The 14,925-nt window shown below is 41.3% G+C and carries 11 protein-coding genes; all 11 read left to right on the plus strand.

The window, feature by feature from the left end:
• The first annotated feature begins 44 nt into the window (after nucleotides 1–44).
• The 11 genes from pnp (at nucleotide 45) to ACQCT8_RS04275 (ending at nucleotide 14,913) form a co-directional block, all read left to right on the plus strand.
• The gene (gene pnp, locus ACQCT8_RS04225; protein ID WP_426868728.1) at nucleotides 45–2,171 is read left to right on the plus strand and encodes a polyribonucleotide nucleotidyltransferase; all 2,127 of its coding nucleotides are present in this window, start codon (nucleotides 45–47) and stop codon (nucleotides 2,169–2,171) included.
• Nucleotides 2,172–2,357: 186 nt separating this feature from the next.
• Complete coding sequence (locus ACQCT8_RS04230; protein ID WP_426868730.1) at nucleotides 2,358–3,599, plus strand: M16 family metallopeptidase; 1,242 nt, start codon at nucleotides 2,358–2,360, stop codon at nucleotides 3,597–3,599.
• 93 nt (nucleotides 3,600–3,692) lie between these two features.
• The gene (locus ACQCT8_RS04235) at nucleotides 3,693–3,989 is read left to right on the plus strand and encodes a YlmC/YmxH family sporulation protein (RefSeq protein WP_278239050.1); all 297 of its coding nucleotides are present in this window, start codon (nucleotides 3,693–3,695) and stop codon (nucleotides 3,987–3,989) included.
• A gap of 14 nt (nucleotides 3,990–4,003) precedes the next feature.
• Complete coding sequence (gene dpsA / locus ACQCT8_RS04240; protein WP_426868733.1) at nucleotides 4,004–4,885, plus strand: dipicolinate synthase subunit DpsA; 882 nt, start codon at nucleotides 4,004–4,006, stop codon at nucleotides 4,883–4,885.
• A gap of 24 nt (nucleotides 4,886–4,909) precedes the next feature.
• Complete coding sequence (locus ACQCT8_RS04245) at nucleotides 4,910–5,503, plus strand: dipicolinate synthase subunit B (RefSeq protein ID WP_426868735.1); 594 nt, start codon at nucleotides 4,910–4,912, stop codon at nucleotides 5,501–5,503.
• Nucleotides 5,504–5,612: 109 nt separating this feature from the next.
• Entirely contained in the window at nucleotides 5,613–6,656 is a 1,044-nt protein-coding gene (gene asd / locus ACQCT8_RS04250; RefSeq protein ID WP_426868737.1) for an aspartate-semialdehyde dehydrogenase, read from the plus strand.
• A gap of 42 nt (nucleotides 6,657–6,698) precedes the next feature.
• Complete coding sequence (locus ACQCT8_RS04255; protein ID WP_426868739.1) at nucleotides 6,699–7,919, plus strand: aspartate kinase; 1,221 nt, start codon at nucleotides 6,699–6,701, stop codon at nucleotides 7,917–7,919.
• 5 nt (nucleotides 7,920–7,924) lie between these two features.
• Nucleotides 7,925–8,818, plus strand: a complete 894-nt coding sequence (dapA, locus tag ACQCT8_RS04260; RefSeq protein ID WP_426868740.1) for a 4-hydroxy-tetrahydrodipicolinate synthase — start codon at nucleotides 7,925–7,927, stop codon at nucleotides 8,816–8,818.
• A gap of 178 nt (nucleotides 8,819–8,996) precedes the next feature.
• A complete protein-coding gene (locus ACQCT8_RS04265; protein ID WP_426868742.1) occupies nucleotides 8,997–10,664 on the plus strand; it encodes a ribonuclease J in 1,668 nt (555 codons plus the stop codon).
• Nucleotides 10,665–10,761: 97 nt separating this feature from the next.
• A complete protein-coding gene (locus ACQCT8_RS04270) occupies nucleotides 10,762–13,137 on the plus strand; it encodes a DNA translocase FtsK (RefSeq protein WP_426868744.1) in 2,376 nt (791 codons plus the stop codon).
• A 1,050-nt stretch (nucleotides 13,138–14,187) separates the two neighbouring features.
• A complete protein-coding gene (locus ACQCT8_RS04275; protein WP_426868746.1) occupies nucleotides 14,188–14,913 on the plus strand; it encodes a GntR family transcriptional regulator in 726 nt (241 codons plus the stop codon).
• Nucleotides 14,914–14,925: the final 12 nt, after the last annotated feature.

Consider the following 14,925-nt stretch of genomic DNA (forward strand, 5'->3'; position numbering starts at 1 on the left):
TTATACAGGCAAGTTTCTATGTGATAAAAGAAAGGGGTTAAAAAATGGAACAAGAAAAACAAGTATTCTCCATGGACTGGGCCGGTCGTCAACTGACAGTGGAAGTTGGGCAATTGGCAAAACAGGCAAGTGGAGCAGCACTTATAAGATATGGCGATACGGTCGTTTTAAGTACAGCAACAGGATCTAAAGAACCTAAACCATTAGACTTCTTTCCTTTAACAGTAAATTATGAAGAGCGGATGTATTCCGTGGGTAAAATTCCGGGAGGTTTTATTAAACGGGAGGGCCGCCCAAGTGAACGTGCTGTTCTTACAAGCCGTTTAATTGACCGTCCGATCCGACCGCTTTTCCCGGATGGCTTCCGCAACGATGTTCAAATTATGAGCATGGTTATGAGTGTAGAGCAGAACTGTTCTTCTGAAATGGCTGCGATGTTTGGATCCTCACTGGCTTTATGTGTTTCAGATATTCCTTTTGGCGGACCGATTGCAGGTGTAATGGTAGGGTTAATTGATGATGAGTTTATCATCAATCCAACGATCGAACAGCAAAATGAAAGCTTGATGGAGCTCATTGTTGCTGGAACAAAAGATGCGATAAATATGGTAGAAGCTGGAGCATATGAGATTCCAGAAGAAACGATGCTTGAAGCGATCATGTTCGGCCACGAAGAAATTAAGCGTCTGATCAAGTTTCAGGAAGAAATTGTAGCAGCGGCTGGGAAAGAAAAACGGGAAATCGTTTTAGCAAGCCTTGATGAAGAAATTGTTGCACGTGTAGAACAGGAAGCAGCAGGTAAAATGGCTGATGCAGTTCAAACGCAGGAAAAACAGGCTCGCGATGAAGCTATCTCAGCAGTTAAAAACGAGATTCTTGCTCTTTATGCGGAAGAAGAAGCGGACGAAGCTGTAATCAAAGAAGTGAAAAAAGCTTTGGATAAGATGGTGAAAGAAGAAGTGCGCCGTCAGATTACACAAGATAAAATACGGCCGGACGGAAGAAATCCGGAACAGATACGTGCCCTGTCTTCAGAAGTAGGCGTTTTGCCTAGAACACATGGTTCTGGATTATTTACACGAGGCCAGACGCAGGCATTGAGCATTGCGACTCTTGGAGCTCTTGGAGACGTTCAGATTATAGACGGCTTGGGAATAGAAGAATCTAAGCGTTTTATGCATCATTATAATTTCCCATTATTCAGCGTAGGTGAAACTGGACCAATCAGAGGACCGGGTCGCCGGGAAATTGGTCACGGTGCTCTCGGTGAGCGGGCACTTGAAAAGGTTCTGCCAGACGAAAAAGATTTCCCTTATACCATTCGTCTTGTATCTGAAGTGCTTGAATCAAACGGATCTACTTCACAAGCGAGTATTTGTGCAAGTACGCTTGCAATGATGGATGCCGGTGTTCCGTTAAAAGCACCAGTAGCAGGTATTGCTATGGGACTTGTTAAATCAGGTGATGACTACACCATCCTGACAGATATTCAGGGAATGGAAGATCATCTTGGTGATATGGACTTTAAAGTTGCAGGTACAGCAAAAGGGGTGACTGCCCTTCAAATGGATATTAAAATTGACGGACTGACTCGTGAGATTTTAGAGGAAGCCCTTTTGCAGGCAAAAGAAGGAAGACTTCATATTTTAGAATCGATGGTTGCGACCATCCAGGAACCGAGATCTGAGCTTTCTGACTATGCTCCTAAAATTATTCAGCTTACGATTAATCCGGATAAAATCCGTGATGTCATAGGACCTAGCGGTAAGCATATTAATAAAATAATTGAAGAGACCGGCGTTAAAATTGATATTGAACAAGACGGAACTGTCTTTATTTCTTCTACCGATTCATCGAAAAACGCGAAAGCGAAAGAAATTATCGAGAATATGGTACGTGAAGCTGTAATTGGTCAAGTATATCTTGGAAAAGTAAAGCGAATTGAAAAATTCGGTGCGTTCGTTGAAATTTTCAGCGGAAAAGATGGACTTGTGCATATTTCTGAATTGCAGGAAGCACGTACAAACAAAGTTGAAGATGTGATTTCACTCGGTGATCAATTAGAAGTTAAAGTAACTGAAATTGATAACCAGGGCCGGGTAAATCTATCCCATAAAGCAGTTATCAAGGAAAAGCGTGAAAAAGAAGAAAAAGCAAAAGAAAGTAATTAAATACTCTTTATAACCGATTAAGGGATAAGCCTTTAATCGGTTTTTTTACCATAAATGCGATAAAATTGTTGATTATAATACAAAAACAATGAAATTCCAAGCCAAACATAGTATTATGGAAGGTAGGTTTTTTAATGTAGTTGCTCTTTTATAGCGACACCGTATTTTACAATAGGAGATGTTTTTATGATTACTCGCCATACGTGCCCAAACGGCCTGCGCATTGTGCTGGAACAAATTCCTACTGTACGCTCAGTTGCAGTTGGAGTCTGGATAGGAGCTGGGTCCCGATATGAGAATGAAGAGAACAATGGAATCTCTCATTTCTTAGAGCATATGCTTTTTAAAGGAACGAAAGAACGGACTGCCAGGCAAATTGCTGAAGCATTCGATAGTATAGGTGGACAAGTCAATGCGTTTACGTCCAAAGAATATACCTGCTATTACGCTAAAGTCATGGATAACCATGCATCACATGCCTTACACGTTTTAGGAGATATGTTTTTTAATTCTGCCTTTGACGAAACGGAGCTTGAAAAAGAAAAAAATGTAGTGCTTGAAGAAATTAAAATGTATGAAGATACGCCTGATGATATTGTTCACGATTTATTAGGGGAAGCAGTGTATCAAAAGCATCCTCTAGGATATCCAATTCTGGGTACGGAGGATACGATCCGGTCCTTTGATCGAGATAAGCTGAACCAGTATGTAGATAAGATGTATTCTCCTGATCAGGTGGTAGTTTCAGTCGCAGGAAACGTAGACGAATCCTTCATTAAAGAAGTTGAAGATTTATTTGGCAAATATAAAAATCTTTCTTCAGGAAAAGAAGATCTTGAAGTTCCTGTTTTTTACGATCAGCAATTAATGAAGAAAAAGGATACAGAGCAGGCTCATCTATGTTTTGGTTTTAACGGGCTGCCGCTTGGAGACAAAGACAGCTACAGTTTAATTGTGATGAATAACGTTCTTGGTGGAAGCATGTCTTCGCGTTTGTTTCAGGAAGTAAGAGAAGAGAGAGGTCTGGCTTATTCCGTCTTTTCCTACCATTCTGCTCACAAGGACAGCGGAATGCTGACGGTTTATGCGGGAACCGGAGCGGAACAGCTGGATTCGCTTTATGAGACGATTCAGTCCACTTTAGCCACCTTTAAAGATAAAGGAATGACCGCAAAGGAACTGCTTTATGCGAAAGAACAGCTTAAAGGCAATTTAATGCTTGGTCTTGAAAGTACGAATGCAAGAATGAGCAGAAACGGTAAAAATGAATTAATGCTCGGCTACCACCGCACAATGGATGAAGTCATTGAGCGGATTGATGGGGTTACGTTAGACTCTGTTAAAACTATTGCAGAAAATGTTTTAACCGATAACTTTGCAGTGTCCCTTGTTTCCCCTAATGAAATTAAGCCTAAATCCTTCGCTTGATGTAAAATTTAGCAAGGTAAATAATGACCCTGAGATGATTGCTCATCTTAGGGTTTTTTTTTCATACAATGACGTTAAAGGAGTGTGGAAAAAATGAAATTAAGCGAACTTAGCGGCAAGGAAATCATTCATATTCAGCGGGCCGAGAGAATGGGCATTCTTGGCGAAACAGATGTGGAATTTAACCCTGTGACAGGTGCGGTTGAAGCTGTAGTTGTACCTGTTGGAAGATGGACAGCATTTTCGAAATCGCCTAAAGAGCTGGCAATACCGTGGAAATACATTAAAACCATTGGCGAAGAAATGATTTTGATTGATCAGGAGGAAACGGATGGATCGTCACAGTCGAAAGGAGTGTTACATACAATAGAACAGAAAGAAGAACAGTGAAATGAGTGAGCTGGATGACAAATACGTCAAGCTTAGATGGCTGCAATATAGCTATTGTTGGTGGAGATGCAAGACAGAAGGAGATCGCTCACCATTGTCAGTTGTGTGGGGCGAATCTGTATGTAGTTGGCTTTGATCAACTGGCATTAACAGAACCCGGATTTACCAAAATGGATAGCCATGAATTACCGTATGAAGAGCTGGATGCCATTGTTTTTCCCGTAAGCGGTGTGGGAGAAGAAGGTGCTGTCCGCTCTTCGTTTTCAAGTAAACCTGTGACATTGGACATTGAATGTTTTAAAAGGCTGAAAACTTCATGCCTGCTGTTTTCAGGAATTCCCACAGTTTGGCTTGAACAGCTTAAAAGGCCGGTTGTTTACTTAATGGACGAAGACCAGATTGCCATTTTAAATTCCATTCCAACTGCAGAAGGAGTCCTATGGCTGCTTTTACAGCATACCGATCACACCATACATGGGTCAACCATTCTTGTGACGGGATTTGGGCGAATTGGCATGACAATAGCGAACCGGTTAAAATCGCTTGGGGCTTCTGTTCTTGGAGGAACGACCAGCAGTTCTGAAAAAGCAAGAATGAGTGAAATGAGTATAGAGCCCGTTGATCTGGACATGATTCACAGCAGAATGGGTACGCTCGATGCCTGGATCAATACCATACCGTCAGATACTGTATTTTCCGAGGACGTTTTAAATCAGGTTTCCCATCATTGCCTCGTCATAGAATTAGCATCAGGACCAAAAGCAATCAGTTCCCAAACAGCAGAATCACTGGGCTTGCGATACATTGATGCGCCAAGTCTTCCAGGAATTATTGCACCAAAAACAGCAGGTCTTATTCTGGCTTCCTCTATAATCGAACGGATAAGTTCAAAATAAAAGTCTTACATTAGGAGGACAATCATGACCTTTAAAGGAAAAAGAATTGGATTTGGTTTAACTGGCTCGCATTGTACGTATCATGAGGTTTTCCCCCAAATAGAGAAACTGGTGGCACTGGGTGCTGAAGTTCAGCCTGTGGTGAGTATGACCATGCAGCAGACAAATACCCGATTTGGTGAAGGGGAAGAATGGATTAAAAGAATTGAAGAAGTGACACAGTGTAAAAGCATCCGGACCATTGTAGATGCAGAGCCTATGGGACCCAAAATCCCTGTAGACTGTATGGTGATTGCTCCTTTAACAGGAAATTCACTGAGCAAGCTTGCGAATGCATTAACTGATTCTCCGGTTTTGATGGCGGCCAAAGCTACATTGCGTAATGGAAAGCCTGTAGTCATCGGAATTTCAACCAATGATGGCTTAGGGTTGAACGGGGTTAACATCATGAAATTGATGGCAACGAAAAATATTTATTTTGTGCCCTACGGCCAGGACGATCCGATCAATAAACCCAATTCATTAGTTGCTCATATGGAGGATATATCTGAAACTATTTTAGCCGCTATAGAGGGAAAACAGGTGCAGCCGGTGTTAAAAATGAGATCTGCAGAATAAAAGAGATTGAGAATATTAGACAGAAAGTGATACAATGTATTCTACGAAATTACACATTTACGCTTTATCTGTCTAATGCGTCAATGGATGTAAGCAGGAGGGATTCAACGTGAAAGCACAGGGATATCATGTAGCAATCGTCGGAGCAACAGGAGCAGTTGGCACGCAGATGCTGGCTATTTTAGAGCAGCGCCAATTTCCAATAGAAAAATTAACATTACTATCCTCTGCAAGGTCAGCAGGTCAGTCACTTACATTTAAAGGTAAGGAAATTATTATACAGGAAGCAGCTCCCGAAAAATTCAGCGGTGTGGATATCGCCTTGTTTTCTGCAGGGGGAAGCGTTTCTAAAGAACTTGCGCCTGCTGCAGTTAAACACGGTGCAATTGTTATCGACAATACCAGTGCATTTCGAATGGAAGAAGGAGTGCCGCTTGTTGTACCCGAAGTAAATGAAGCCGATCTTGTTCAGCATAAAGGGATTATAGCAAATCCAAATTGTTCAACCATCCAGATGGTCGCTGCTTTAGAGCCGATTCGGCAGGCGCTTGGTTTGAAAAAGGTTGTCGTTTCCACTTACCAGGCGGTTTCAGGAGCTGGAATTAATGCAATTGATGAAATGAAAGAACAGTCAAGAACCATTTTAAACGGCGGTGAAGCAGAAGCCAGGATCCTCCCTGTTAAAGGAGCAGACCGTCATTATCCGATTGCATTTAATGCAGTTCCCCAAATCGATAACTTTGATGGGAATGGCTTTACTTTTGAGGAAATGAAAATGATTAATGAAACAAAAAAAATCATGCATATGCCTAAACTTAAAGTTTCTGCTACATGCGTGCGTCTGCCGGTTGAAACGGGACATTCTGAATCAGTTTACATTGAAGTGGATGAAAGCGGCAAAACGGCAGCGGATATTCAGCAGCTTTTAAAGCAGGCGCCAGGCGTAGTCCTTCAGGATTCTCCTGATGAACAGCTTTACCCAATGCCAAGTACGGCAGCAGGCAAGCTCGAAGTGTTTGTTGGACGCGTGCGAAAAGATCTGGATGAAGAAAACGGCTTTCATATGTGGATCGTATCAGATAATTTACTTAAAGGCGCAGCGTGGAATTCCGTACAAATTGCTGAAAGCTTAGTTAAGCTAAAACTCGTTTAACCTAAAATCTCCTCACGCTGCAGGAAAGCGAGGAGTTCTGCATTGAATATTGTCGTTCAGAAATTTGGAGGAAGTTCATTAACTTCCAAAGCGTTAAGAGCAGCAGCTGTAAGTCATGTTGAAAAAGCCGTCGAAAAGGGTCTCAAATCAATTGTAGTCGTCTCGGCGCAAGGCCGTATGGGCGATCCCTATTCAACAGACACACTGCTTTCGCTAATCTCTGAAAATAAGAATATACTAATTCCTCCAGAGCAGCAGTCTTTGCTTCTATCATGCGGTGAGGTTATATCTGCTGCTGTATTTTCACACGATTTGGCCTCAAAAGGAATCCCGTCGCAAATCATGACGGGGAGAGAAGCTCAAATTATTACCGACAATAATTACAGGCATGCTACAATTAACAAAGTAAGCGGCGATCCTTTTTATCAAGCTTTTAAAGAAGTCGATGTGGTGGTTGTCACAGGATTTCAGGGCATTACAAAAAACGGCCGTATCTCCACACTTGGAAGAGGAGGAAGCGACACCACTGCTTCAGCCCTTGCATGCAGTGTGAAAGCAGATGCAGTTTTTATTTATACAGATGTTGAAGGAGTGATGAGCGGTGATCCTACAGTTGTGGATGACCCTTCGACTCTTCAGTATATTTCCTACGACGAAGCCAGTCATATCGCTTATCAGGGAGCAAAAGTCATTCATCCTAATGCAGTGGAATGGGCAAAACGCTACAAAATTCCAATGTGGGTAGGCCCGCTTATAGGGGAAAACGGCACCTGGGTCGGAAAACAATCCGTACACCATATAAGCAGGGATATACAATCTATATCCGCCATAAAAAATTTAGCTCAAATCAGGGTCTCTGCATTTGACTACGATCGGATTTTTCAGCTCGTTGCACAGCAGGAGATCAGTGTGGATTTAATCTCCATTCATCCTCATGAAGTCCGGTTTACCATTGAATCTCAAAATGTTCAATATGTTCAAACGCTTCTGGAGAACGAGGGTTTTCATCCTGAAGTGATTGATCACGTAGCTAAAATTGCTTTAATTGGTGAAGGGATGAAAGGAAAACCCGGTATCACTTCTACCATCGTCACAACGCTCGCAAAAGAAAAAATCAGAATCCTTCAAACTGCAGACAGTCACATGACATTCTGGGTTCTTGTTGACGAAAAGTACGCAGATCATGCTCAAAAAAAGTTACATGAGCAGTTTATATTTAATACAAACTCAAAACCAGCACGTACTAAAAGCTTACAGGAGTGAAAAAAATGGATTTCGGACGTGTTTCCACCGCAATGGTTACCCCTTTTGGAAAGGATGGAACTATTGATTTTGAACGAACAGCTGCATTAATCAACTACCTTATAGAAAACGGCTCTGATTCATTGGTCGTTGGAGGCACAACGGGGGAGTCACCTACTTTATCAAATGATGAAAAAGTCAGTTTATTTGAATACACTGCTGCTATAGCAGATGGAAGAGTTCCTGTTATTGCGGGAACCGGAAGCAATAATACTCAAGGTTCGATTGATCTGTCGATTAAAGCGGTGCAGGCAGGAGCAGATGCCATAATGCTTGTAGCGCCTTATTACAGCAAACCAAGTCAGGAGGGACTTTATCAGCACTTTGCAGCAGTTGCAAATGCTGTAGACGTTCCTGTTATGATTTACAATATTCCAGGAAGATCAGCTGTGAATATTCTGCCTGAGACAATCGTTCGATTATCTAAAATCGAGAATATCACATCGGTAAAAGAAGCGAGTGGTGATATCGATCAGATGACTGAAATTTTATCAAAGACAGAAAAAGACTTTCTCGTATACAGCGGGGATGACGGGTTAACTCTTCCACTGCTTGCTGTCGGAGGGCATGGGGTAGTATCAGTCGCTTCTCATATTGCAGGAAATGAAATGCAAAGAATGGTAAAGGCGTTTAATGAAGGCCGTTTGCAGGAAGCAGCCATTCTGCATCAGCAGCTGCTTCCGCTGATACGATCTCTTTTTGCTCAGCCTAATCCTGCACCGGTTAAAGTAGCGTTAGAGGATAAAGGCATCTCCTGCGGGGGCTTGAGGCTTCCGCTAGTACCTCTTTCTTCAAGCGAAAAAGAACAATTGAGAACTGCGGTAGAAAAATTTCATAATCAAGTAAATTTATTAAAATAATCCAACTCATCTGAGGGTGGCCAAATCCCCTCAGATGTTTTTCTTTATACATAGCAGGAGATTAAAAAGGCAGCGGAACGTAAACACTGACAAATAACGTGTACAGTTTGGTAAGGATCGAGTATAATGAACACAACTGTTGAAAGAACGGGAAAAAGAGATATAGGAGGAAATGGGATTGTCTAAAGTAATAAATGAAAAGATAAGAATTATTCCACTGGGTGGAGTAGGCGAAATCGGTAAAAATATGTATGTAATTGAAGTAGATGATGATCTGTTCATTATAGATTCGGGACTTATGTTCCCTGAAGAAGAGATGTACGGCATCGATATCGTGATTCCGGATTTTAATTATCTTGAATCTAACAAAGAAAGAGTGAAAGCGATCTTTCTAACGCACGGGCATGATGATGCGATCGGTTCTTTGCCCTACCTGCTGGAAAAAGTAAAGGCGCCAGTATACGGATCAAAACTCACTGTTGCACTTGCTAAAGCAGGGCTTAATGAATATGGATTTAAGGAAAGAGTCAAGTTTTTTATTGTGCATGAAAAAAGCAATATGAAGTTTGACACGGTAAATGTTACTTTCTTTCAAACCACACACAGCATCCCTGATTCATTGGGAATTGCCATTCATACATCTGAAGGGGCAATCGTTCACACAGGTGAATTTAAATTTGATCAGTCAGCAAAAGGCGGATATGCTTCAAACATAGGGAAAATGGCTAAGCTTGGTGAAAAGGGAGTGTTTGCTCTTTTATCCGACAGCACAGAAGCTGAAAGACCGGGACACACGATTTCTGAGTCAGTCGTGGAAAATCATGTTTCGTCCAGCTTTAACAAAGCAAAAGGAAGAATTATTGTTACATGTTATGCGTCCAATCTGATTCGTATTCAGCAGGTTTTTGATGTTGCCAAAAAAGCAGGAAGAAAAGTGGCGGTGATTGGCGAAGCAGTTGAAAAAGTAGTAAACGTCGCTTCCCGTCTTGAATTCTTGACATATGATGATAAAACCCGGATTGAACCAAACCAGATTAACGAGTACCAGGATGATGAAATCGTAATCATTCTTTCAGGCACCCATGATGAGCCTTTTAAAGTCATGCAAAGCATGGCGAATCAGACACATGAAGTGGTAAACATACAGGAAGGCGATACCGTCTTAATTACATTCACACCTTCTCCTGGTATGGAAGTATTTCTGTACCGGTCTGTTAACGAATTGGCAAGAGCGGGCGCGAATGTTTTAACAGCAAGCAAAAATGTACATGTTTCAGGGCATGGCAGCCAGGAAGATTTGAAAATGATGATTAATTTAATGAAACCAAGATATTTTGTGCCGATTCAGGGTGAGTACAGACATCTTATAACGCATGCCAGAATTGCTGAGGAAACCAGTGTTCCAAGATCAAATATTTTTATTGCTGATAAAGGTGATATCGTTGAATACGCTGGCGGCAAAATGAAAATGAGCGGCAGAGTTCAAACAGGCAATGTGTTAATCGACGGCAAAGGAGTCGGCGATGTAGGAAATATTGTACTTCGTGACCGCAGATTGCTGTCACAAGACGGTGTTTTGCTTGTGGTTGTCACACTCAACAGGAAAACTAAATCCATTGCTGCTGGTCCTGAGGTAATCTCGAGAGGATTTGTTTATGTGCGCGAATCTGAAAAATTAATGGATGAATCTACTGTGCTCGTGCGAAACATCGTTGAAAAAAATGTTGAAAATCGCACCTTTGACTGGTCGAGCATCAAGCAGGAAATCCGCGATTCATTAAATCATCTTTTGTATACGAAAACAAAAAGAAGACCAATGATTCTCCCAATAATCATGGAAGTTTAATACATGAAGACAGACGTAAACATCTTCTAAGACAAAGAAAAGCAGGCAGGCATCATTGTCTGCTTTCTTTTTCAATTTATAGACAGCAGGTGATAATATGGCGGCCACAAAGCCGAAACCGTCCACTAAGCAAAAACGGACATCTTCTAAAGGGCAGAAAAACAAAAAGAAAACGACCCCTCTGGCCTATGAATTAATGGGGGTCGGACTGATTGCGCTCTCATTAATTACTATTTTTAAACTTGGACCTGTAGGCAGTTTGCTGACCACCGCCTCTACCTATCTATTGGGTAATTTTCAGCTGCTGCTGCCGGTTTCCATTATAGCTTTTTCATTTTACTTAATGATTTATCGTACAGTGCCCGATTTGACTCACAGAATTACGACGGGGATCTTACTGGTGCTCGTTAGCATTTTTCTTTTTGCTCATGTACTGTTTTTTGATCAGCTCGCTGAGGAAGGGTTGTTACAGTCATTTAGTGCTTTTAAAGAAACGCATGAAGAATTGATCAAAAACGAAACGACCAATGTTGGTGCAGGAATGACAGGGGCTCTCCTTTATGCAGTCTTCCATTATCTGTTTGCATCCACAGGAGCAAAAATTGCGGCAATAGCTATTTTAATCGCCGGACTCATTATGATGTCAAACCGATCGCTCGGAGCTGTCATTAAAACAGCTGGAGCATTTCTTTTCAGCTGGTGCAAAGAAATGTGGCAGTCGGTTCAATCAGATCTTACTGAAAAAAGAAACCAGAAGAAGGAACAAAAAAAGGCGGAACAAATTGCCAGAAGAAGCGGGAAAGCGCCTGATAAAAGAAAAGAAGAGCCTCTTGAAACAGACCATGAGGAACAGGTTATTCTTCCGAGAGATGAAGATTCATTTGAACCTTTAATTTCCAGCTTTTCTGAAAAAGTTGCACTACCTGAACAAAACAAACCTCAGCAAGTCAAGACTGAACAAGAGCCTGAACAAACAACGGAGGAAATAGACATTGAAAAATTAGCCCAAGCTGCAGCAGGCGTTGCTGAAATTGAAAATAAAGATTATATTCTGCCAAGTATGGACTTGCTTTCCGTCCCGCCTCATGCAGACCAAAGCAATGAATACAAAGCCATTCAGCGGAACGCCTCCAAGCTTGAAAAAACGTTTCAAAGCTTTGGAGTAAGGGCTAAGGTTACACAGGTTCACCTTGGACCGGCTGTGACAAAATATGAGGTTCATCCAGATGTGGGCGTTAAAGTAAGCAAGATTGTTAATTTAAATGACGATCTGGCTCTGGCTTTAGCAGCAAAAGATATACGCATTGAAGCGCCGATTCCCGGGAAATCTGCCATAGGGATTGAAGTGCCGAATTCTGAAGTGGCAATGGTTTCTTTACGAGAAGTATTAGAAGCACAGGGAAAAGATCGTGATGCTGCAAAACTGCTGATTGGACTGGGAAGAGATATCACAGGGGAAGCTGTAGTAGCTGAACTCAATAAAATGCCTCACCTTCTTGTAGCGGGTGCGACCGGAAGCGGAAAAAGTGTTTGCATCAATGGGATTATCATTTCTATTTTAATGAGAACCAAACCACATGAAGTAAAGCTGATGATGATTGATCCAAAAATGGTTGAGCTCAATGTATACAATGGAGTTCCGCATTTGCTTGCACCTGTTGTAACAGATCCTAAAAAGGCTTCGCAGGCTTTGAAAAAAGTGGTCAGTGAGATGGAAAGAAGATATGATTTGTTTTCTCATACGGGAACGAGAAATATAGAAGGCTATAACGAACATGTACGGAAGTTTAATGACAACAATGAAGAAAAGCAGCCACAGTTGCCTTATATTGTTGTTATTGTAGATGAGCTTGCAGATTTAATGATGGTCGCGTCAAATGATGTGGAAGATGCAATCACCAGACTGGCGCAGATGGCTCGGGCTGCAGGCATCCATTTGATCATTGCTACGCAGCGACCTTCTGTAGACGTTATTACAGGCGTGATCAAAGCGAACATCCCGTCTAGGATTGCATTTGCGGTTTCGTCTCAGATTGATTCCCGTACTATATTAGATTCCGGCGGTGCTGAAAAACTGCTTGGTCGAGGTGACATGCTGTTTATGCCGATTGGTGCTAATAAACCTGTTCGTGTACAGGGGGCTTTCTTAAGCGATCAGGAGGTTGAGGATGTTGTGAATTTTGTAATTGAACAGCAAAAAGCACAATACCAGGATGAAATGATCCCCGATGATGTCCCTGAAACTGCTGTAAACGATGTAGAAGATGAGTTGTTTGATGAAGCAGTAGCGCTCATTGTCGACATGCAGACAGCTTCCGTATCCATGCTTCAAAGAAGGTTCCGCGTCGGCTACACCAGAGCAGCAAGATTGATAGATGCTATGGAACAGCGTGGAATCGTTGGTCCATATGAAGGGAGCAAACCCCGGACTGTTCTGGTTTCAAAACAAGCCGAAGACAGCAGTCAGGTATAACCGTTAGATACAAATAACTATTCATACATTTTAATAAGAGCTTGGAACAAAAGTGTCTCAAGCTCTACGACCGGTTCACTGCGCTTCAGGCGGACGCTTTCCGCAGGGACGGCGCTGAGACTTTCCAGGGCCTTGCCCTGTAAAGTCTCAGCCTGCCGTCAAATCCTGCAGTCGCCACCTTCCGCTACACTCTCCTCTGCTCTAACTATTGCTAAATACTTCTACAGTCTTTAAATTTTTTTAGTTTTGTCACAGCCTCTTTCTTACACTACTTTTACTGAAAATTCCCCCAGGTTATTTTTCTCAGCGATTTAGTTAACTATTTTTACTATATCTTTTATCACTAAACTTTCATTTAATTCACCTTACAAAATTTAATTTTTATCTCGACGGTTTTATCGTCGTTAGAGTGCAATAAAAACCACTTAACCCTTATAATGGCACCCTTTTGATATCAATTCTATTTTAATTTGTTGAAAAAATTTAGCCCTCTTAATTTTAACTGATGTGATATTTGTTTCCTCAATATTTTTTCATATTCTTCTTTTGCTTCAACTATTCCTTTAGGAAAAAAGAAAAACTAAAAAACTGCCATAAAGAAACTGTTGAACAAAAACCAACTGTTATATTTTTTATCTTCATCTACCTACATACTGCTAGTTACTAATAAATATCCTAATTCCGATTTATCATTCCTAAATATAGGAGATTATGCAGAAGAAAAGACATTTGATGTCTGACCTTTAAAGAAGTTATCAACAATTAGGTTATACTATTGATAACGATTACAAGATTGAATTGTTAAAATCGTGTAAAGTAAAATCATTATTTAAATTGAAAATAATGGATTTTGAAAGGGCTTAACTGCTCAAAAAAAGACATATTTTGATGATTTATTAATATTCCTGTAATTAAATCGAAATATTTAACGACAAAAATCTACAAAGCTATTCCTTTTCATTTCGAAAAGTGTTATAGTATTTTCGATTAGTAGGAATGAAATACATCAGATGTCTGATGTCTTAAAAGAGTTTGGTGGTGGTTCCATTTATGACGATTAAAACTGATAATAGGCACCTTTATCTCCAGGTGATCGATCGTCTGAAACGAGACATCGATAAGGGAGTGTATAAAGAAAAAGAACGTCTTCCTTCTGAATTTGAACTTTCTCGGCAGCTGGGAATCAGCCGTGCGACATTAAGAGAAGCACTGCGCATCCTGGAGGAAGAGAACCGAATCGTACGCCGCCACGGAGTAGGCACATTTGTGAATGCCAAGCCGCTTTTTACTTCCGGTATTGAGCAGCTATACAGCGTGACGGATATGATTAAAATGGCAGGAATGGAACCCGGTACAATTTTCTTAAGCTCGACTAATCAGAGTCCGACGGATGAAGACCGGTCCCGTTTTTTAAAAACGGCTGAAGAAGAGATGACTGTAATTGAACGTGTAAGAACTGCGAATGGAGATCCCGTGGTCTACTGCGTGGATAAAGTGCCGGCAGCTTTAATGCCTTCGTCCTTTACCCATAAAGACGGTTCGATGTTTTCTTTATTAGAGGAAAACGGCGATCATTTTATTTCACACGCTGTCACTCATATAGAGCCGGTGGGGTATCATGAAAAAATATCTCCGATTCTCGAATGTGAGCCTGAAACAGCACTTCTTGTTTTAAAGCAGCTTCACTTTGACGATAAAGATGAACCGATCCTGTATTCTTTAAATTATTTCAGAGCAGACAGGTTCAACTTTCACGTCGTTCGAAAGCGTGTATAATGCATACGGCAT

The sequence above is a fragment of the Jeotgalibacillus proteolyticus genome (assembly GCF_050107735.1).
Classification (GTDB): Bacteria; Bacillota; Bacilli; order Bacillales; family Jeotgalibacillaceae; genus Jeotgalibacillus; species Jeotgalibacillus proteolyticus_A.

Coding starts and splice junctions, on each gene's coding strand:
- pnp (WP_426868728.1), top strand. CDS start 45: ATGGAACAAGAAAAACAAGTATTCTCCATGGACTGGGCCGGTCGTCAA.
- ACQCT8_RS04275 (WP_426868746.1), top strand. CDS start 14,188: ATGACGATTAAAACTGATAATAGGCACCTTTATCTCCAGGTGATCGAT.
- ACQCT8_RS04270 (WP_426868744.1), top strand. CDS start 10,762: ATGGCGGCCACAAAGCCGAAACCGTCCACTAAGCAAAAACGGACATCT.
- dpsA (WP_426868733.1), top strand. CDS start 4,004: ATGACAAATACGTCAAGCTTAGATGGCTGCAATATAGCTATTGTTGGT.
- ACQCT8_RS04230 (WP_426868730.1), top strand. CDS start 2,358: ATGATTACTCGCCATACGTGCCCAAACGGCCTGCGCATTGTGCTGGAA.
- ACQCT8_RS04245 (WP_426868735.1), top strand. CDS start 4,910: ATGACCTTTAAAGGAAAAAGAATTGGATTTGGTTTAACTGGCTCGCAT.
- ACQCT8_RS04235 (WP_278239050.1), top strand. CDS start 3,693: ATGAAATTAAGCGAACTTAGCGGCAAGGAAATCATTCATATTCAGCGG.
- dapA (WP_426868740.1), top strand. CDS start 7,925: ATGGATTTCGGACGTGTTTCCACCGCAATGGTTACCCCTTTTGGAAAG.